A 19036-nucleotide genomic window follows, 5' to 3' on the forward strand; every position below is an offset into this window, starting at 1 on the left:
GTAGTCGGCCTCGGCCTTGAAGATGGCCAGCATGCGATCGCTATAGCCCACCAAGCGCTGGGTATCTTTGGCAGAAAAGGCCCACACCCACTGCTGAGGGGCAATGTAGTAGACCACCGGCACCTGGGGATGCTGGGTGCTCAGGTAGTCGCCCATCGCCAGGTTAGGGTTCATGTAGTCAATCAAAACGGCAATATCCGGGGGATTGTCGTCCAGAGCCTGTTTGGCCTGGCGCTGAATCCGCAGGGTGGGCAACAGGTAGGGCAAGGCCTCAAAAAGGCCCACTGAACCAATGCCCGACGTTTCGCCCACCAGCGTTGCCCCGGCCTTGGCCATACGCGGCCCGCCCAGAGCGGTGATATCAAGGGAAATATTGCGATCGCGGGCGCGATCGCGCAGCGCCTCGATCAGCAGTGCCCCCTGCAAATCGCCAGACACCTCGCCAGTGCTAATAAAAACTCGCTTCCGGCTGGGCTGATCCATGCCTCGTGCTGCTCCCAGACTAGTCGTCATCGCTGTGCCTACTCAGCCTTCGGCCTGGGGTCAACCCCCGGCGATCGGGCTGGATAGCCGCCTGCAAAAATTGGCTAAAGTGGTTGACCAGCTCATTACTACTGCTCTGGCTCAGCTTTGCGACCGCATTGCTCAACGATTCGCCCGATCGATAGACCAGGCGGTAGGCCTGTTTCAGCTCGCGGTAGGCCTGGGGATCGGCGGTCAGACCGGCCCGCTGTAACCCCACCTGGTTGAGCCCTCGTACGTAAGCCGGGTTGCCGTTGAGCAGGGTAAAAGGAGGCACATCGCGATCGATCCGGCTAAGGCCACCAATCATCGCCAGTCGACCGACATGCACAAACTGGTGCACCCCTACTAAGCCGCTAATGCGCGCGCCCGACTCGACATACACATGCCCAGCTAGGGCCACTGAGTTAGCAATAATTACGTTGTCTTCCACCACGCAGTTGTGGGCCACGTGGGAGTACGCCATCAGCAGGTTGTTACTGCCCAGCAGGGTGGCAGCCCCCGCATCGGTCGCCCGGTTGATGGTGACATATTCACGAATCAGGTTGTTGTCACCGATGACCACCCGGCTCATCGAGCCGTCATATTTAAGGTCTTGAGACTCTAGGCCGATGGCCGCCCCAGGAAAAATCCGGTTCTGCGCTCCAATTGTGGTGTCACCGTCGATTACCACGTGGGGGCCAATTTCGGTGCCGGGGCCAATGGTTACCTGCTCGCCAATAACGGCGTAGGGGCCAACCTTGACCGTAGGGTGGATCTGAGCGCCCCCATGAACCACTGCCGTGGGATGAATCAGGGTAGTCAACGGCCTGCCTCCAGAACCCAGGGATTGCAACATAGACACATTATTTACCTATTTCCCCTGGGGAGCCGTTGTCGACTCCACCACCGAAAACATCAGATCGCCCTCGCAGACTAGCTGGCCATCGACTTCGGCTCGACCGTGCATTTTGCCAAACCGCAGCCGCTTCATGGCCAACAGTTCGACCGTCATTACGAGCTGATCACCGGGCACCACCGGGCGGCGAAACCGTACCTTGTCGATGCCAGCAAATACGCACAACCCCTCAACCCCCGGCACCTGCATCAGCACAATGCCGCCAACTTGGGCCATCGCTTCAACGATGAGCACCCCCGGCATAATCGGATGGCCGGGGAAATGCCCCTGAAAGTGAGGCTCGTTGAAGGTGACATTTTTGATCCCAACAGCCTGCTTACCCGGTACATAGTCAATAATGCGATCGACCAGGGCAAAGGGATAGCGATGGGGTAGCAGAGCATAAATTTCTTCGGCACTATAGCAAGTCTTGACAGAATTCGCCGCAGTATTGTCCGCTGGGGTAGTGTCGATCGGGTCTAGGGTGGTGGTCACAGGGTTTGATGCAGTTACGTCAATCACAATCGATGGGTTAGAACAGCAGATGAGATAGGACTTTGCCTAGCTTGATTTTGCCACTAGTGGGGACTCTCGCTATAGACCAAGGCCGGTACCAGGGCCGCCGCCAGCTCGCCGTGGAGCCGATGGCTAGCCTTATAGGCCACGATGTGGGCGACAGGTAAACTGCCTAGCAGACTTAAATCACCAATTAAGTCGAGCATTTTGTGGCGGGCGGGCTCGTCGTCAAACCGTAGGGGCGGGTTGAGCCAGCCCTCATCACCACACACCAGCGCATTATCTAAGCTACCGCCCTGAATCAGACCGCTGGCCCGCAGCTGATCAACCTGATGGGCTAAACCAAAGGTGCGGGCCGGGGCCACAGCGGTGGCGAACCCCTCAAGGCCAAAGGGGTCAGCCTGGTAGGCCCAGCTAAACCACTGGTTGCCGATCGCAGCTACCTCAAAGTCAATGCCATAGGTAAACCGCAGGGCAGGGGCTGGGAAAGCCGCAACAAAGGCATCGCCGTGGGCAACAGTTACAGGCCGATCAAGGCGGGCTACAGGCCGAAGCTCTGCTTGTATTTGCCGCCCAGCCTGCCGCAAAGCATCAACCCAACCTAGGGCAGACCCGTCGAGTAGAGGCACTTCTGGCCCAGCAATCTCAATGCGGATGTTATCAATACCAAGACCGACCAAAGCCGCCAGCAGATGCTCAACCGTACGCACCGCCGCTTCTCCCTGGCGCAGTTCGGTGGAAAGCATGGTGGGGTTCACCGCCTCCAGGCTGGCGGACACAGTGGGCTGCCCTGGCAGGTCAGTACGCACAAAGAAGCGCCCCTGACCGGGTTCAGCTGGATGCAGGGTGACGGTGGTAGTAGCCCCAGAATGCAGCCCTATGCCCTGGCGCTCTACAGTGTGCGCCAGGGTGGTTTGGGCCTGAGTGTAGCCCCAGCTGCCGTGGGATGCTGCCCAGCTCCCAGGACTGGTTTGGGCGGTACTGGTCTGAGCCATTAGAACCGCTCCCCAAAGCCGAAGTGAATCCGTCCTTGACCTTGATTGTTGAAGCCGTAGTCGATCCGCAGGGGGCCTAGCGGGGTAGACAAGCGCACCCCAGCTCCGTAGCCAATACCGCTACCTGGTTTGCCCCGCGACGGCCCAGGGGCACCGGGCACAGCATTGCCGCTGCCCAGGTCGCTACCGACATCTACAAATAACGCCCCACCTAAGAACGAAAACAGCGGAAACCGGTACTCGGCGGTGAGCTGGGCGTAGCTGCGTCCGCTACCGACCTCCCCTTCGTCGTAGCCGCGAATGGAGTTGGTGCCGCCCAACGCAAAGGCCTCGTAGGGGGGCACGTCGCCCACAATGGTGCCCGCCTGAACGTTGAGGGCCAACGCTTGAGGCCCCTCGGCAAAGTTCAGCAGGCTGAGGGGAATATAGTAGCTGTAGCTGCCCCGCAGCCGGTTCATAAAGATGCTGCCCCGACCCAGAGGCACCGACTGCTCGGTATTGAGGCGCAGTATGCTGCCGCTGGTGGGGTTAAAGGCGTCATTGCGGCGATCGAGAGTGGCGCTAATCGGGAAGGTCCACAGATCATCTACCCCACCGCTGCTAGCGGTCAGGGGGTTGCCAGCAGCATCTACTGCATTTACTCGGCCCCCTTGGTCGCGAGCCGATACGTTTTGAATTAGAGTGCCTGCCGCCACCGTCCAGCCGTTGTCGAGGGGACGGCTGAAGGTAATGCCAGTACCCAGACGGCGAATGCGCACCTGATCGCCGTTAGGTAAATCAATTGGGTTAGGGCCATCCTCAAAGTTGAGGTTGTTGGATGAGCGGGCAAAGGCGGTAGCGGTATAGGAAGTGCGGAAGGGGTCGCCCGCAATCCAGGGATCGGTAAAGGACAGATCAAACAGAATATCGCGCGTGCTGAGCTGAGCCTCGGCGCTGAACTTTTGGTTGTTACCGCCAAAGTTATCCTGACGGAAGCTGACCGTACCAAACAGGTCACCGGTAAAGTTAAAGCCTAAACCTGCCGCTACCGAGCCGGTGTTGCGCTCAGACACATTGACAATGACTTTGACCTGGCGAGGGTCATCTTCAGCCGGTTCTAGCCCCGGCACTACATCCTCAAAAATGCCTAAGCCAAATACCCGCTGAAAGTCTTGCTCAATCTGGGTCTGGTTGAACACCTCGCCGGGCTCAGTCATAAACTCTCGGGTAATGATAAAGGGTCGAGTTCGGCCCTGCACCGGATTACCTTCATCGTCAACAGACTGACCCAGATCGTTGATGTAGCGAACCTCAATGCTTTCAATTACCCCTTCGGCCACTTCCAGAGTAACTACCCCTTGAGGCGACACCTGCGGCGCTGCCACCACCTGGGCCAGCACATAACCCCGATCTTGGTACCACTGGTTCAGCTCCAGGATGCCCTCCTGAAAATCAATCAGGTTGATGATTTCACCCTTTTGCTCGTCGAAGATTTCATTGACTACGTCCTGGGGCAGCACTTCGTTGCCCTGTACTCGCACGTCCGTGAGCACCGGGTTGGGCTGTACTACGAACGTCACCCGTACCCCCAAATCGGTGTCTTCGGGTTGGGCATCGACATCGGCAAAAAAGCCGGTGGCAAAAATACTGTTGATGTCCTGCTGCAGCTGGGTGCGTGTGGTTGTACGTCCGGCCTGGGTATCAATGACGCTGTAGATCAAATTCTCAAGGGAGGGGTCAAGCTCTCCCTGAGTAGGTTGCACCTGCACTTCGGCCACCAGCACTCGGGGCTCTTCGGCCTCCTCAGCTTCTTCAATGGGGGCTTCGGGGGCTTCTTCCGCCGCTTCGTCAGGAGCTTCGTTACTGGGGTCTGATTCTTCAGGGGTTTCGGTTTGCCCCGGCTGGTTGGGTGCAGGCTGTGGCTGACTGCGGCGCTGCACAGCCCCGTCTAAAATGCGCTGGGCTTCTTCGGGGCTAATCTCACGCGGGGTGCTGGGGGTCTGAGCTAGCTCAGCACTCTGTAGTTCAGGAACCGCTTCTGGACTGGCGGTGGGCAAGGCAACGGCAGCAGAATCTGCCGCAGCTTCGCCATCGACAGCACGGTAATCGTTAATGGCTCCCTGCAGCACCTCCGCGACGGGGCTGGTGCCCAAGTCAGGCTGCGTCAGGCCAAAATTGAGGGTATCGGCTGCTTCGGCAGAGTCGGGCTCTGGGGCAGCTAGGGATGAGGCACTGTCGCTATAGACTGAATCGACAGCCTGACCAGGTTCAGGGGAAGATTCTTGGAGCAGTTCTGGAACGGCTGGGTTGGCTTGGGCCGGAGCTGTCATCAGCCCCACTAGCCCTGAAGTGGCCAAAACCGCCAACAAATAATTAGGAGATACCCGCATCTAAAACTTACCTGCTAAACACGTCCACACACCAATCAAAGGCCCATCTCCCGGGCTTAAAGCCAGGGAAAATAGCCCTGGGGCGGGCCGTTGCCCCCGCAATCGGACAAATTCTACCGCATTGATGGTGCTAATTCTTGGTTGATTGTGCCAGCACCCGCTCTAGCACACGCTGATAGGCGGTTTCGACCTGGCCTAGATCTTGCCGAAAGCGATCTTTGTCGAGCACCCGCTGGGTTTCGTCGTCGGTGGTTTGATCCCACAGGCGACAGGTGTCGGGGCTAATTTCGTCTCCCAACAAAACCTGTTGCTGAGAGTCAAGACCAAACTCCAGTTTGAAGTCGACTAGCGTAATGGCGCAGCCCATAAAGAAATCGGTTAGGACTTGATTGATGCTGAGGGCAAGACGGCGCAGGGTAGCAACCTGTTCCTCGCTGGCGATCGCCATGGCGCGAATGCGATCGCCCGTCAGCAGCGGGTCGCCCAGGTCATCGTTTTTGTAGTAAAACTCCACCAGCGGCGGCTCCAGACGCTGGCCCAGCGGCAGACCGGTCTGCTTGCAAAGGCTGCCCGCTGCCAGGTTGCGCACCACCACTTCGAGCGGGATGATCTGGAGGGCTTTGACCCGCATGGTGCGATCGCCCGTGGTTTCCAGCCAGTGAGTCGCCATGCCCGCCGCCTCTAGCTGCCTAAATAGATAAGTGGAAATGGCGCAGTTAATTGGCCCTTTATCGACAATCTGCCCCCGTTTTTGAGCGTTAAAGGCGGTGGCGTCGTCTTTAAAGTAGGTGATCAATACCGCCGGGTCGTCGGTGGCATAAATAATTTTGGCCTTGCCTTCGTAGAGTTTTTCGCCAAGCGGTGCGCTGGGGGACGTGCCGGAAACCATAGTCAGGGGCAGGAGTAGGGACACCCCATAGTAGCGTTCGGAGTTGCCCCCTTGACGCGCTCACCGTGACACCCCAATACAGTGGCCCAACGACAGACGTAACCGAGGGTTTGCGACTTAGAGCACGCAATGGTTCGCCGTAGCGCTGTACCCTTGCTGTACCCTGGTTTAAGTAACCGTAACCATCGCAACCTGTCATCACCTCATAACGCCCCATGGCCACCATCAACGACAACTATCTGAAGCTCAAAGCGGGCTACCTATTCCCTGAAATTGCCCGCCGAGTTGCGACCTTTGCCGAGGCCAACCCCGACGCGCCAATCATCAAGCTGGGCATTGGCGATGTTACCGAGCCTTTGCCCGAGGCCTGCCGCACCGCCATGGTCAAAGCGGTAGAGGATATGGGCGATCGCGACAATTTCAAAGGCTATGGCCCCGAGCAGGGCTACCTGTGGCTGCGCGAAAAAGTGGCCCAGCACGACTTTCAAAGCCGGGGCTGCGATATTGACCCCAGCGAAATTTTCATCTCCGATGGCTCCAAGTGCGACTGCGGCAACATATTAGATATCTTCGGCAGCAATAACTCGATCGCCGTCACCGACCCGGTCTACCCCGTCTACGTTGACACCAACGTGATGGCCGGCCACACCGGTCCCGCCAATGAGAACGGCGAATATGATGGCCTCACCTACCTGCCGATCAGCGCCGAAAACGCCTTCACCGCCAGCATCCCCCACGAAAAAGTAGACCTGATCTACCTCTGCTTCCCCAACAACCCCACTGGGGCTGTGGCCAGCAAAGAGCACCTGCAGGCCTGGGTCAACTACGCCCGCGCCCACGGCTCGATCATTCTGTTTGATGCCGCCTACGAGGCCTTCATCACCGACCCGGCCATTCCTCACTCTATTTATGAGATTGAGGGAGCGCGGGAATGCGCGATCGAATTCCGCTCGTTTTCGAAGAATGCGGGCTTTACCGGCACCCGCTGCGCCCTGACTGTCGTGCCCAAAACCCTGATGGGCAAAGCCGCCGACGGTAGCGAAGTCGCCCTCCACAGCCTGTGGAACCGCCGCCAGTCTACCAAGTTCAACGGCGTGTCGTACATCGTGCAGCGCGGGGCCGAGGCGGTCTATTCACCCGAGGGGCAGGCCCAAACCAAAGCGTTGATCGACTTTTACATGGAGAACGCCCGCATTATTCGCGAGCAGCTCACCGCCGCAGGCATTGCCGTCTACGGCGGCGTCAACGCGCCCTACGTGTGGGTCAAAACCCCCAACGACCTCACCAGCTGGGACTTTTTTGACAAGCTGCTGCACAGCTGCCATGTGGTCGGCACCCCCGGCTCGGGCTTTGGGGCCGCAGGCGAAGGCTACTTCCGCATCTCAGCTTTCAACAGCCGCGACAATGTGAATGAGGCCATGCGCCGCGTCACCGAAAAGTTTCGGGTTTAGCAACCTCCCTCACCAGCCCCGACACTCCAATGTTGGGGCTGAGAGCCAAACCCTCTGATGAAAACTGGCGCTAGCTCCGTGGATTGCAAAAATATTCAGCTGCCGTAGGGTGGGCACTGCCCACCAGTCAGCGAGTCTCCCACGCTCCAACTCCTGCCAAGGAATGACCATTATGCTCACCATTGCCCTACCCAAGGGCGGCATGCTCAAAGACAGCATTCGCCTACTGCAAGCCGTTGGCCTCGACTTTAGCCTGTTTCAAGACAGCGCCAACCGCCAGCTGCAAATTACCGACCCCACCGGGCAAGCCACCGGGCTGCTGGTGCGCGCCCAGGATGTACCCGTGTATGTCGAATACGGTCAGGCGCAGCTGGGTATGGTGGGCTACGACGTGCTGCGCGAGAAAAAGCCTGCGGTAGCTCACCTGGCCGACTTAGGCTTTGGCGGCTGTCGCCTGTCAGTGGCGGTAAAGACCAACAGCCCCTATCGTTCGGCGCTAGATTTACCCGCTCACAGCCGGGTGGCCTCTAAGTACGTCAACTGCGCCCGCGACTACTTCCAAAGCCTAGATTTGCCGGTGGAAATTGTGCCACTCTACGGTTCGGTCGAGCTAGGGCCAATAACGGGCATGTCGGAGGCGATCGTAGACTTGGTTTCGACAGGCAAAACCCTAAAAGAAAACAATTTGATGGAACTCGAAGTGCTGTACTACAGCACGGCTCGGCTGATTGCTCACCCGCTGAGCTACCGAGTTAATCCCTACGGGTTGAAAGAGCTGATCGATCGCCTGCGAGATCAGGTTGAGGCCGTTGCGGTGTAGACATTTGTGGAAACTGAGAACAACAGAAGCACCAATCTGTCTTCGGTAACATGTGTCGTGGCCCCAAATTCGTCACAATGGACGGTGGTAGTACGATTTATGTCCTGTCAGCCCCGGCCTCTCATAAATGCGTTAGCTTTTCGTAAAGCGTTCAGATTGCAGGTTTTAGCTGGCGCAAATAACGCCGAATGTGCATCTAAGCCCTTATGGCAATGTCTGTGGTCTGTTTAGCAGTGCTAACCAAGGCTATATGGCATCTTAATCTATACCGAGATTAGAAAAATTGCCGCTAGATAGCACCAGGCAGTCACATCGCCCTAGAGGCTGTTGAAGACTCCCCGGCTGGGGCAGAGATTTGCGTATCAGTAGAGTCGCGATCGCCCTGATTGCTGCTAACTGCCGCCGCCCCCCGATGGAATTGGAGAAATCATTTGACTTCACCGCAGGTAAAGCCGGAATTGAGCTTTTGGCAACTCTGGAATATGAGTATTGGCTTCTTCGGCATTCAGTTTGGCTGGGGGTTGCAGATGGCCAATACCAGCGCGATCTTCGAACACCTGGGGGCTGATGCCGATCAAATTCCTATTCTGTGGTTGGCGGCCCCTCTAACGGGGCTAATCGTACAGCCCATCATTGGCAACCTTAGCGATAACACCTGGGGGGCTTTAGGTCGTCGCCGCCCTTATTTTTTAATTGGGGCCATCTTTGCCTCGCTCGCGCTGGTGTGGATGCCCAATGCTGGCAGCCTTTGGATGGCCGTTGGCCTGCTCTGGATTTTAGATACGGCGGCCAACATCAGCATGGAACCCTTTCGGGCCTTTGTGAGTGATCTACTCCCGCCCAAGCAGCGCACTAAGGGTTTCACCATGCAGAGCCTATTTATTGGCTTGGGGGCGGTGCTTGCTTCTGCCCTGCCGTGGTTACTGGCCAACGTCTTTGGCGTGCATGACAGCGTAACCAATGGCGTGCCCTTGGTGGTCAAAATTTCTTTTTACACCGGAGCAGCCTTTTTTCTGGGCACTGTCATATGGACCGTGTTCACCACTGAGGAGCGGCCCCCTCGTGATATGGAGGCCTTTCGAGAGCAGCAGGAAAGGCGTTTGGGCGTAAGTTCTACGGTTAGGGAAATCATTACGGCCTTTCAGCAGATGCCTGCAACCATGCGACAGCTGGCTTGGGTACAGGCGTTTAGCTGGTTGGGCATGTACTGCGTCTTTTTGTACTTTCCTCCGGCGGTGGCTCACAACTTATTTGGAGCGAGCAGTGAGTCTTCGCCGCTCTACAGTCAAGGCATTGAGTGGGCTGGTATCTGCATTGCGGCCTACAACGCAGTTTGTTTTGGGATGTCATTTTTGCTGCCTCGCTTGGCGGCGGCTACCAGTCGCCCCATTGCCCATGCGCTGTGTCTTACCTGTGGCGGATTAGGACTGATTTCGCTCTGGTTTGTGCCATCGCCCCGGTGGGCGCTGCTGCCCATGCTGGGTTTGGGGATAGCCTGGTCTAGTCTTTTGTCGTTGCCCTACGCCATGCTGGCTGGGGCGTTGCCTGCTCGTAAAGGCGGCATTTACATGGGCATTTTCAACATGTTTATCGTGCTGCCTGAGATTATTGTTTCTCTGGGCCTGGGGTGGATTATGGCCCATCTGCTCGACAACAATCGTTTGCTAGCGGTGGTGCTGGGCGGAGTTTGTTTTTTGATTGCAGTGCCCCTAACGCTGCGGGTAGAAGAGGCAACGCCACAGCCAACTATCACGGCGACGCTTCAACCCGCTCTGGAATCTGAGGCTATTTCAAAATAAATTGAAGATTGTATAGTACGGCAGTAGGGGTGAAGAGATCAGACAGCAACAGCATGATCATCACCCTGAATGCAGTAGGCAATCTGGCAGTTTTTAGTACCGGTGGGCATTGTTAAATTGATTGTAAGTTAGCCACGACTTTAGCTAGGAAATGCCTATTTTAAAAGCTGTAGCCTGGCGGGTTCGGCGATTATAGGTCATCGCTGTAGGACGTGTTTGTAGGTACTTTTTTGAACAAAGTCCAGCAAAAGCCCCCTTGGCCAAAGTTAGGGGGCTTTAGAGCGAAGCCAGCAGTCTTTACGGTTTTAGGTTTTACAGCGATCGCACGCCTGCCAGCACCTCAGCCCGCTGCTGTTCAGCACTCACGGGCCTATAGGTAAGCTGCGACACCACCACAAACGCAATCAGCCCCAAGATTGGGCTAATCATTGTCGGGAAGCCGTCAAAATCAATCGTAAACAGGTCGTTTGGGAAGTACAGCAGGGTATTGTCAACCCCAAACATCGTCGGCATCAGGCTGAAAAATACCAGCCGGGTCAACGACCCTACTGCAATACAGGCCAGCGCCCCTTGCCGTGTGGCTTTGGGCCAAAACAGGCCGCCAATTAGCGGTACCACCAGGCCCGCAAAGCTCATGTCAAAGGCCAGCAGCAGCAGTACACCTGTCTGAGGCACTTTGAGGCCTAAAATAACTCCCAGCACCGTAATTACAATCGCCATCAGGCGAGTGATCAGCAGCAGGCGATCGCCTCCGGTCCCGTGGGCTGTAGCATGGCGAATGCCCAGCACATTATGGGCCAGCACCGACGAGGTTCCCAAAATCGCGCCATCAGCGGTAGACAGCGACGCCGACAAAATGGCGGCCAGCACCAGTAGCCCCAGCAGTGGCGGCACTACCCCATCCAGTAGAGCAAACAGCACCGGCCCGTCGGGGGTAATGCCCGCCTGGCTGAGAATGCCGTTGGCTCCCAGGGCAATAATTGAGAAAGGAATACCAATAATCAACGTGCCAGCCGAGGCAATAAAGCAGGACCGCTGAGCCGTTTCGGGGCTTTCGGCCGCAAAAATGCGGGCCATGAAGTCGATCGCCACCATATTGCCGAACCCTAGGGCAATAATGCTGGCCCAGTTAATCGCCGCCCCAGAGCTAACCGCCGTCAGTTGATCAATAGCCCCTGGTCCCATGCCGGGGTCGATGGTGATGCCAAAGTTGGCCACCACAAACAGGAGCAGCCCCCAAGCCCCCACCAACGCAATCATCACCTGAATAAAATCGGTGTAGGCCACGGCAAAGAGCCCGCCCGACACCGTGTAAGCAAATACCAGTACCGCCAGCAGGGTAATGCCGCCGACGTAGCTGGTGCCCAAGAAGTTTTCGAACATGTAGCCCCCGGCTACCAAGTTGCCCGCCAGCAAAAATGAAAAGCTAAGCGTCATAATGCAGGCAGCAATGACTTCCACCGTGCGGCCATACTTAACTCGATAAAAGTCGGGAATCGTAATTAGCCCCATGCGGTTCATGGGCTTGGCCAAAAACAGCCCTGTTAGCAAAAGACAAAGCGACAGTCCAATAGGCAGCGCTGCCCCGGCCCAAAATCCAAAGGCCGACGAGAGATCGGTGTTACCCAGGGTGGCGTTAGAATCGACCGACTGAGCCATTAGTGTCGCTGCGGCCAATGGCAGCGCCAGACCTCGCCCTGCCACCAAAAAGTTGACGCTATCACCCTTAATTTGTTGAGAGGCCCACACCCCAATGCCCAGCGTGCCGAGCAAAAAGGCAATGATGCCGTAGGAAAACACACTATGTTCCATACCATCTAAGCTCCTGACCTATGTTTATGGCTATCGAGCGGCAGATACTAAAAAACCCAGGAGCAAAACGTCAGTTCCTGTAGAACTGCGCTATTCCTCCCGGGCTTTTATCCCTCCGTGAACCAGGCAGAAGCAAGTCATGCACAACCCGGCGGCACCTCTCGGACCAGTCACTTAGCAAGCCAAAATTGGGGAATCTTGCTTGCCCAGCCGGAACCCTAGATGCTCTACTCTCAAGTTTTTTAGAAGCAACAAATACCCCGATATTGCAGTGACCTATTGTGTACACCGCAAACGATTGAGGGAGTTTATGCGTGAACCGAATTGATTAGTTTGTATCAACTAGCCACGGGCAGGTAAGTAGCCATTACTACGGTTGCGCTAGCAGTATGTCAGCGTTTCATTATTTTTAAGTCAGTTGGGAGGACATAAGCGGATCTGGCTGAGCGGGCGATCGCATCTCTGTTCCCTCTACTCCATAGACCGATAGGATATAAGGCGTTGTGTTAAATCTGCCCCCATGTTTATCGACTACATCACCCTTATGCTGATCAATATGGTGGCCGGGCTAGTGCTGTTGGCCGACTTTGTTTACTGTGGGCTTGATGGGGCCAACCTCAAACGCTGGATACCAGGCTTTGGGCTAGTGGGGGCGATCGCCCTGGTCACTGGCCTGCACATGACATTGACCTGGCCTGTACCCGGCAGTTTTAATATTTCCTTTGGCGAAACCACGTTGCTGTTTGGCGGGCTGTATGTGGCGGCTGCGATCGCGATTGCCCAGGGTTGGGACTTACTCTCTCTGACGGTTTACGCGTTCTTTGCAGGCCTCACCGCCGTCGTAGTGGGGGCACGGATTATCAATCTGGGCCAAACCAACCAGCCCGTGGTGACCGGGCTGGGGTTTATTTTGACTGGGCTGGGCGGGGTATTGGCCGCCCCCACCCTGGTGTATCTGCGCAGCAACAAAACCTGGCGTACCGTAGGCGCTGTGGTGCTACTGGTGGCGGCTTTGGTGTGGGCCATCATTGGCTTTCGCGGCTACTGGAACCACATGGAGGGCTTTAGCGAGTGGCAACCTCCGGTGATGCGAGGCGAACCTTAAGACTGAGGCGATCATTTCGAGGAACGTTGCCGTGGTCTGTAGCTTAATCTTTATTTACACTTAAAGAAGCCCCTTAGCCTTTCTCGCTATGCTGCTTCCGCCCGACCAACGCACCAAACTCGACGAATCTAGTGACACCGTTTTCTACGATGCGCCCCGCTTTGTCACCCACGTAGACGACAGCTTTATTCAACAGCTCACCGAGCTATACCGCGATCGCCTAACGCCCAACAGCCGCATTTTTGACATGATGAGCAGCTGGGTGTCTCACCTACCCAAGGATATGGTCTTTGAATGGGTCGAGGGCCACGGCATGAACAGCGAAGAACTGGCCAAAAATCCTCGCCTTGACCACTACTTTGTGCAAAACCTGAACGACAACCCAACACTGCCGTTGGACGATCAATCCTTTGATGCGGTGCTGAACACAGTGTCGGTGCAGTACCTCCAGCAGCCCGAGGTGGTGTTTGCTGAGATTTACCGCATTCTCAAACCGGGCGGCATCGCAATTGTGAGTTTCTCGAACCGCATGTTCTATCAAAAGGCGATCGCCGCCTGGCGCGACGGTAGCGAAACCCGTCGGGTTAATCTGGTTAAGAGCTACTTTGGCTCGGTGCCAGGCTTTGGCACCCCAGAAGTAATTGCCCACACGCCGAGTATTCCAGCCATTCTACAAATGCTAGGCATGCCAGGCGGCGACCCCTTCTATGCCGTCATCGCCGAACGACTGGAACCCCTAGCGAAGCCGTGAGGTCAGACCGCACCGAGAGCCCTGGTGCGCTGCAAATGCAGCGCACCAGCCAAAATTCACTAGCCAGCCGGTGGCTGCGATCGCAAATTAGCGAAGCAGCCCAGACCCTTTAGCCTGGCTCAAGTCGCAATCGCCTTGGCACCAATATCTAAGGGCCAAACAACCTAAGCGCCAAATACTAGGGCCGTGCGATCGCTAATGGCTTTCAAATTGCGGGTCAGGTCGTGGCGAATATGCCGCTCGATCAGCCCTACCGGCATGGCGCGGGGTGGCCGAATCGTCAGGTCATAGCCCAGGCGAATCACGTCTCCCTGAGCATCCTCCACAGGCTCCAGCGTCCAGCGGCCTTCAAACTGGCGAAAGTCGCCTTCTACCATCGAGAAGCGCAGCTCTTTAGGGAACGCCTCGACCATATCAAGTACGACGCGGGCACAAAACTTGATGTTGAGAAAGCACTGAGCACCAATTTGCTCTAGCCGGATTCCGCCCTCGGGGTGGCTGAGCCGCTGGCTCAAGGACAGGTTAGGAATAAAGTTTGCCAAGTTGTCGTAGTCGGTCAGTATCTGCCACACCTGTTCGGCTGTGAAGGGAATATCGGTGAAGGCGAGAATGCGACGCTGCTGGCCTTCCAGCTTCTTAGTCTGAATTGTCACCCCTGTTCCCGGCAGGATGTCAATATCCAGCCCGATGCCTGGCCCAGCCGCTGCTCCAGACTCTATATCTGTTACAGCAGAATGGACGGCGTCCAAGGACAACGCTTCAAGGTTAGTGGTGTCAGGAACGTTCGCAGTCATAGGTTAAAACCAGCCGATAACGGTGTAGTTTGGCCAGGCCACCACGCCTGTGCCCAGAATACCAGCAAATTTTGCTGATGCGGTGTCGCTCCGATGAATTATGGTCTGACAAATTTGGAGTAAGACTGTCATGGCACTAGAACTCAAGGGTAAAGCAGGTCTGCCAGAGCTGAGGAGCGCTGGGCTGGCTAGACACCTTTATAGTGCCCTTAAGCTGCTCCACCAGCCCACGCACCAGCGCTAGCCCGGTACCCGTGCCCGCAATGCCGTCTTTGGTAGCGCTGTGGCCCCGCCGAAACTTGTCAAATATGTGGGGCAAGTCATCCGCCTCGATCGCCACTCCCAAATTGCTTATTGTCAGAACTACCCGCCCATTTTCAGGCTGTTCGTCTGAGAGCGAGAGGGTGACAGTCGTTTGTGGCGCGGAGTATTTGCAGGCGTTGTCCATCAGCTCGCCCAGCACCTTGGTCAGTTGTTGTGGGTCCGTAGACAGCACAACAGGGTCAGGCGGCAGCTGCAAGTCTAGAGTTAGCTGAGTCTGCTGGAGCTTATCCTGAGACTGCTCTGCCAGTTTGGTGAGAAGCTGCCCCAGATCCGTAGCCTGGTGAGCGACGGCGGACGCCTTAGCCTCTAGAGTTCGCAGCATCAGCAAATCGTTCACCAGATCAATTTCGCGGCTGCACTGCTGCTCCAGAATATCCAGGTACATAGCGGCTCGCTCAGGGGTGAGGTCGGGGCGGCGCAGCATACGAATGGCCAGCATCATGCTGGTAAGCGGCGTGCGCAGTTCGTGGTTGAGGGTGCTGAGGAAATCTTCTTTGAGATAGTTAAGGTAGCGTAGCTGCTCAGTATGGCGCACCGCCTGCCCCTGCAGGTAGTGCTGATGAAAGGCGATCGCCCCCAGGCTAGCCAGGTTTGCCTGCACCGTTTGATCCACCGTGAACCCGCCTGCCCCCAGCAGCAGTAGCGCCCCTTGCAGCCCTGAGCCGTCGACGGCGATCGCGGTACAGGCAGTAACAGTTCGCAGCCAGGGGGGTGGGCCATTCTCCTCGCGCAGCAGCTCCGCCACACCTTTCTGCCAGCGCAAACGGGCACCGCCAGCTGATTGCTCAATGGTTTGCTGAATTAGTCCCAGGGCTACCCGGCGCTGCCAATCTAGCGACGACCCCGCCTCGGCAATGCCCAGACCCTGGCTGGTCGGAGCCTCACCCTGATGCCAGCTGGTATAGATCAACTGGTTGGTGCTGGGATAGTGGCAGAGCAGTAAGCAGGCCTTAGCTCCCACATGAGTGCCCAAAACCTCGGCTAAAGCCGGTAGAGAATTGGGGGCATTGAGAATGGCCGCCAGGGCGTGCACTAGGGGCCACGTTTCTCTACCCTCGGTAAGACTGGAAGAGGTGGGTAACACCCCCTCATGGGGGCGGGCCTGGAACAATACGGGCGAATTTTCAGATGCCATGGGCAACCATCGAGCAACGTGTTCCTGACCTCCTGAGCCGGGGCGGGATTAGGCTACCCTGACCTCGCCGCCGACTACCCTTAGCCTATCTACTCATCCGCCAGGCAGTATCCGTGAATTCGCCAATTTTTCTGCCGTCTCCACGCCTAAAGATCCGTAATCTTCGGCGTAAGTACCCGCTGAGCTTTAGCTCGGCTTACAGGTTCTTTACATACTGAACATACCGATGGCGCGACCTCTACCCTAATGACCAACAGGACATTAGTATTAATAAAGTCTGAACCAGAAAGCATTCTCTAGCTACACTGGCAGCAAATTCTCTAGCGGGGTTTCTATGGCACGGTCATCACAGACTTCACAGTCTCCAGTCATTGGCACCGTTAAAGGACCGGGAGAAACCGGCAACCAGTATGTTTTTATTACCGCCAACAATAAACAGGTCAAAATTGGCGAGTTTGTCTACTACACCGTTGACTTAGCCGATACGCCCAGCGCCCAAATTTTGGGCAAAATTTCTGAGCGTCGCCTGATCGATCACCTACCCGATCGCATTTTTGCCGACCCCGACATCAACCCTGAAGCGATCGCGGCCCTAGTCGGATTTGCCCACCCCAATCCCGAAATCTACGAAGTCACCGTCGATGTCGTGGGCCACTTTCACCCCTCCCTGGGGTTTATGAACCCTCGCATTTCCCCCGACCCTGGTGCCAAAGTAAGCTTGGCTGATGACGAGAGTCTGCGACAGATCATCAATAAGAAACAACCTAAAGAGGTGGGCTCTGCCGAAATCGGCTCGCTGCTGCTGCGCCCCGGCGGGCGGGTGCCCGTGACGCTAGATGTCAAAGAGCTGGTTAGTACCCATATGGCCATTTTGGCCGGCACCGGATCTGGCAAATCGTACACGGCGGGGGTGCTAATCGAAGAGCTGCTCAGCCCCTACAACCGAGCGGCAGTGCTCATTTTCGACCCCCATGGCGAGTACGGCACCCTGACTGATATGCGCGGTCATCCCAACTTTACCAGCGACGATGGCTATAGCCCCGAGGTGAAGCTACTCACCCCCGACGACATTCGCATCCGAATGTCGTCGCTCGACTACTACGACATTCTCACCCTGCTGCCAGATATGAGCGATCGCCAGCAGGCCATTCTCAACAAAGCCTTTAGCCTGTTGGGCAAGCACAAGTTTGGCGAGCACCGCTGGGATGTGCAGGATTTGATCTCTGCCTGTTATGAGTCAGACCGCAGTACTGACGACGAAGGCAACGAGAAAACCGGATCTTCGGCCCCGGCTCTAGAGTGGAAGCTAGGCAAACTGGAGCGATCGGACTACTTTCACCGCATGGAGCACTTGGCCCCCAAGGATCTCTTTGCCCCTGGTCAGGTGACGGTGCTGCAAATGAACGAGATTAGTCAGGAAGAACAGCAGGTAATCTGCGCCGCCGTGCTGCGCCAGAGCTACCAGGCTCGCATTAACACCGCTAAAGATAAAATCACCGCCGATGACGAAAATTATCTGCCCTATCCGGTATTTATTCTAATTGAAGAGGCCCACCGCTTTGCTCCCGCCAATGAACCCGCCCGCTGCAAGCAGGTGCTACGCACGATTCTCAGCGAGGGGCGCAAGTTTGGTATGGGGGTAGGGCTAATTACTCAACGCCCCGGCAAGCTTGACTCTGACGTACTCAGTCAGTGCATGAGCCAGTTTCTCATGCGTATCGTCAACCCCGTCGACCAAGATAGTCTCAAGTACGGCGTTGAGGCCGCCGGTCGAGACCTACTGAAAGAATTACCCGCACTTACTAAGGGCCAGGTGATTGTGTCAGGGGCTTGTGTCAACACCCCGGTGCTGTGCCAGGTTCGCAAGCGGTTGACCAAGCACGGCGGCGAAACCATGAACGCCCCCGAAGCCTGGCTCAGCCATTTTCAGCGCCATCACCAGCAGGCCCGCCAGCTCGAAAAAGCTGCTCCAGCTCGGGCAGGCAAGAAGGCTGAGACCTTTGGCGGTGTGAGCATAGAGTAAGTCACCTGCCTATTCTCTCTCAGCAGGCAATTTGTTGACGCTATCTACAACATCTCGACCATTTTTGAATTACTCTCGACCGCTGAGCGCTCGGGCCGTCTCGCGGCCTTCCTGCTTACGCTTGAGGCTTTCACGCTTGTCATGAAGCTTTTTGCCCCGACCTAAGGCAATAGTGGCTTTGACCCAGCCCCGCTGTAAATAAAGCTTGAGGGGCACAAGCGTCAGGCCCTTCTGCTCAACTTTGCCGATCAGCTTACGAATTTCGTCGCGGTGCAGCAATAGCTTGCGGGCACGCTTAGCCTCGTGGTTATAGGCTTTGTTGGTCATGGTGTAGGGAGAAATATGCACATTGTGCAGCCACAGTTCTCCATCTCTAATCGAGGCATAGCCGTCACGGAGGTTGACTCTGCCTTGGCGAATCGATTTAACCTCTGAGCCCATGAGTTCTAGGCCAGCTTCGTAGGTTTCTAAAATTTCATACTCATGACGAGCCTGGCGGTTGTCGCTAACTATCTTGTACCCATCGCTAGAATCGGCCACAGCTTTCTCTCCTACTCCACGACCACCCGCCACTCGTGCAGCTCATACTCGACGCAGTGGTTTTGAATCAGCGGGTCGGCGGCTACAATGGCGCGGGCTTCTTCCATTGAATTAGCCCGGAACAACAGCATACCACCCCCAAATTCGGCCCAGTAGCCACTCTTAGCAGCGTGGCCCTGGGCAATGAGGTCTTTGACGTAGGCCATATGGGCAGGCACAAACTGGTCAAAGAGATCTTTGTTAACGATACCTTTCTCGATTTTAACGAACCAGGACATAGCGTGCGATCGCAGAATACTCCTGAAAAACCTAGC

The 19036-nt window shown here is 56.3% G+C and carries 17 protein-coding genes, 1 pseudogene and 1 riboswitch; of the genes and pseudogenes, 6 read left to right on the plus strand and 12 right to left on the minus strand.

Translation table 11 applies throughout. The features are described 5' to 3' along the window. The 6 genes and pseudogenes from IQ273_RS01195 to purC all read right to left on the minus strand — a co-directional run. A pseudogene (locus tag IQ273_RS01195) lies at nucleotides 1–513 on the minus strand (lipid-A-disaccharide synthase); the annotation flags it as partial. Then, nucleotides 503–1327 carry an acyl-ACP--UDP-N-acetylglucosamine O-acyltransferase gene (lpxA, locus tag IQ273_RS01200; RefSeq protein ID WP_194021276.1) on the minus strand — a complete coding sequence of 275 codons (825 nt, stop codon included), beginning with the start codon at nucleotides 1325–1327 and terminating at the stop codon, nucleotides 503–505. The gene lpxA and the pseudogene IQ273_RS01195, both read right to left, overlap by 11 nt. Nucleotides 1328–1375: 48 nt before the next feature. After that, nucleotides 1376–1873: a 3-hydroxyacyl-ACP dehydratase FabZ gene (fabZ, locus tag IQ273_RS01205; protein WP_313897999.1), complete on the minus strand. Its 498-nt coding sequence runs from the start codon at nucleotides 1871–1873 to the stop codon at nucleotides 1376–1378. 104 nt (nucleotides 1874–1977) lie between these two features. Further along, on the minus strand, nucleotides 1978–2910 hold the full coding sequence (gene lpxC, locus IQ273_RS01210; RefSeq protein WP_194021280.1) for a UDP-3-O-acyl-N-acetylglucosamine deacetylase: 933 nt from the start codon (nucleotides 2908–2910) through the stop codon (nucleotides 1978–1980). Continuing rightward, entirely contained in the window at nucleotides 2910–5279 is a 2370-nt protein-coding gene (locus tag IQ273_RS01215) for a BamA/TamA family outer membrane protein (RefSeq protein WP_194021282.1), read from the minus strand. The genes lpxC and IQ273_RS01215 overlap by 1 nt, the downstream gene beginning before the upstream one ends. A 130-nt stretch (nucleotides 5280–5409) precedes the next feature. Then, nucleotides 5410–6168, minus strand: a complete 759-nt coding sequence (purC, locus tag IQ273_RS01220; protein WP_194021284.1) for a phosphoribosylaminoimidazolesuccinocarboxamide synthase — start codon at nucleotides 6166–6168, stop codon at nucleotides 5410–5412. Between the two features lie 215 nt (nucleotides 6169–6383). Here purC and IQ273_RS01225 point away from each other — a divergent pair, with 215 nt between their 5' ends. The 3 genes from IQ273_RS01225 to IQ273_RS01235 all read left to right on the plus strand — a co-directional run bounded on the left by IQ273_RS01225 (nucleotide 6384) and on the right by IQ273_RS01235 (nucleotide 10238). Then, nucleotides 6384–7619, plus strand: coding sequence for an LL-diaminopimelate aminotransferase (locus IQ273_RS01225; protein ID WP_194021286.1), 1236 nt, complete (start codon nucleotides 6384–6386; stop codon nucleotides 7617–7619). Nucleotides 7620–7791: 172 nt separating this feature from the next. After that, on the plus strand, nucleotides 7792–8439 hold the full coding sequence (gene hisG / locus IQ273_RS01230) for an ATP phosphoribosyltransferase (protein ID WP_194021287.1): 648 nt from the start codon (nucleotides 7792–7794) through the stop codon (nucleotides 8437–8439). 482 nt (nucleotides 8440–8921) lie between these two features. After that, complete coding sequence (locus IQ273_RS01235; RefSeq protein ID WP_194021363.1) at nucleotides 8922–10238, plus strand: MFS transporter; 1317 nt, start codon at nucleotides 8922–8924, stop codon at nucleotides 10236–10238. A gap of 312 nt (nucleotides 10239–10550) precedes the next feature. On the opposite strand, the gene IQ273_RS01240 is transcribed toward IQ273_RS01235, so the two are convergent. Beyond that, nucleotides 10551–12050: a sodium:solute symporter family protein gene (locus tag IQ273_RS01240; RefSeq protein WP_194021288.1), complete on the minus strand. Its 1500-nt coding sequence runs from the start codon at nucleotides 12048–12050 to the stop codon at nucleotides 10551–10553. A gap of 94 nt (nucleotides 12051–12144) precedes the next feature. Continuing rightward, nucleotides 12145–12283: riboswitch (guanidine-I (ykkC/yxkD leader) on the minus strand. Between the two features lie 287 nt (nucleotides 12284–12570). Here IQ273_RS01240 and IQ273_RS01245 point away from each other — a divergent pair. After that, entirely contained in the window at nucleotides 12571–13155 is a 585-nt protein-coding gene (locus IQ273_RS01245; protein WP_194021289.1) for a DUF981 family protein, read from the plus strand. Between the two features lie 88 nt (nucleotides 13156–13243). Then, nucleotides 13244–13906 carry a class I SAM-dependent methyltransferase gene (locus IQ273_RS01250; protein WP_194021290.1) on the plus strand — a complete coding sequence of 221 codons (663 nt, stop codon included), beginning with the start codon at nucleotides 13244–13246 and terminating at the stop codon, nucleotides 13904–13906. Nucleotides 13907–14070: 164 nt separating this feature from the next. On the opposite strand, the gene IQ273_RS01255 is transcribed toward IQ273_RS01250, so the two are convergent. Genes IQ273_RS01255 through IQ273_RS01260 form a run of 3 tightly spaced genes read right to left on the minus strand, consistent with a single transcriptional unit; the run spans nucleotide 14071 to nucleotide 16159 of the window. After that, nucleotides 14071–14700 (minus strand): SRPBCC family protein, encoded by a 630-nt coding sequence (locus tag IQ273_RS01255; protein ID WP_194021291.1) that lies wholly within the window; start codon nucleotides 14698–14700, stop codon nucleotides 14071–14073. 3 nt (nucleotides 14701–14703) lie between these two features. Then, nucleotides 14704–14832 carry a hypothetical protein gene (locus IQ273_RS34290; RefSeq protein ID WP_255534343.1) on the minus strand — a complete coding sequence of 43 codons (129 nt, stop codon included), beginning with the start codon at nucleotides 14830–14832 and terminating at the stop codon, nucleotides 14704–14706. A gap of 4 nt (nucleotides 14833–14836) precedes the next feature. Then, on the minus strand, nucleotides 14837–16159 hold the full coding sequence (locus IQ273_RS01260; RefSeq protein WP_194021292.1) for a sensor histidine kinase KdpD: 1323 nt from the start codon (nucleotides 16157–16159) through the stop codon (nucleotides 14837–14839). Between the two features lie 334 nt (nucleotides 16160–16493). Here IQ273_RS01260 and IQ273_RS01265 point away from each other — a divergent pair, with 334 nt between their 5' ends. Then, entirely contained in the window at nucleotides 16494–18182 is a 1689-nt protein-coding gene (locus IQ273_RS01265; protein ID WP_194021299.1) for an ATP-binding protein, read from the plus strand. A gap of 69 nt (nucleotides 18183–18251) precedes the next feature. Here IQ273_RS01265 and smpB read toward each other — a convergent pair whose 3' ends face one another. Both smpB and IQ273_RS01275 read right to left on the minus strand, forming a co-directional pair. Then, complete coding sequence (gene smpB, locus IQ273_RS01270; protein WP_194021301.1) at nucleotides 18252–18722, minus strand: SsrA-binding protein SmpB; 471 nt, start codon at nucleotides 18720–18722, stop codon at nucleotides 18252–18254. A gap of 11 nt (nucleotides 18723–18733) precedes the next feature. Then, nucleotides 18734–19000, minus strand: coding sequence for a YciI family protein (locus IQ273_RS01275; protein ID WP_194021303.1), 267 nt, complete (start codon nucleotides 18998–19000; stop codon nucleotides 18734–18736). Nucleotides 19001–19036: the final 36 nt, after the last annotated feature.

It is taken from the genome of Nodosilinea sp. LEGE 07298, from assembly GCF_015207265.1.
In the GTDB taxonomy this organism is placed as follows: Bacteria; Cyanobacteriota; Cyanobacteriia; order Phormidesmidales; family Phormidesmidaceae; genus Nodosilinea.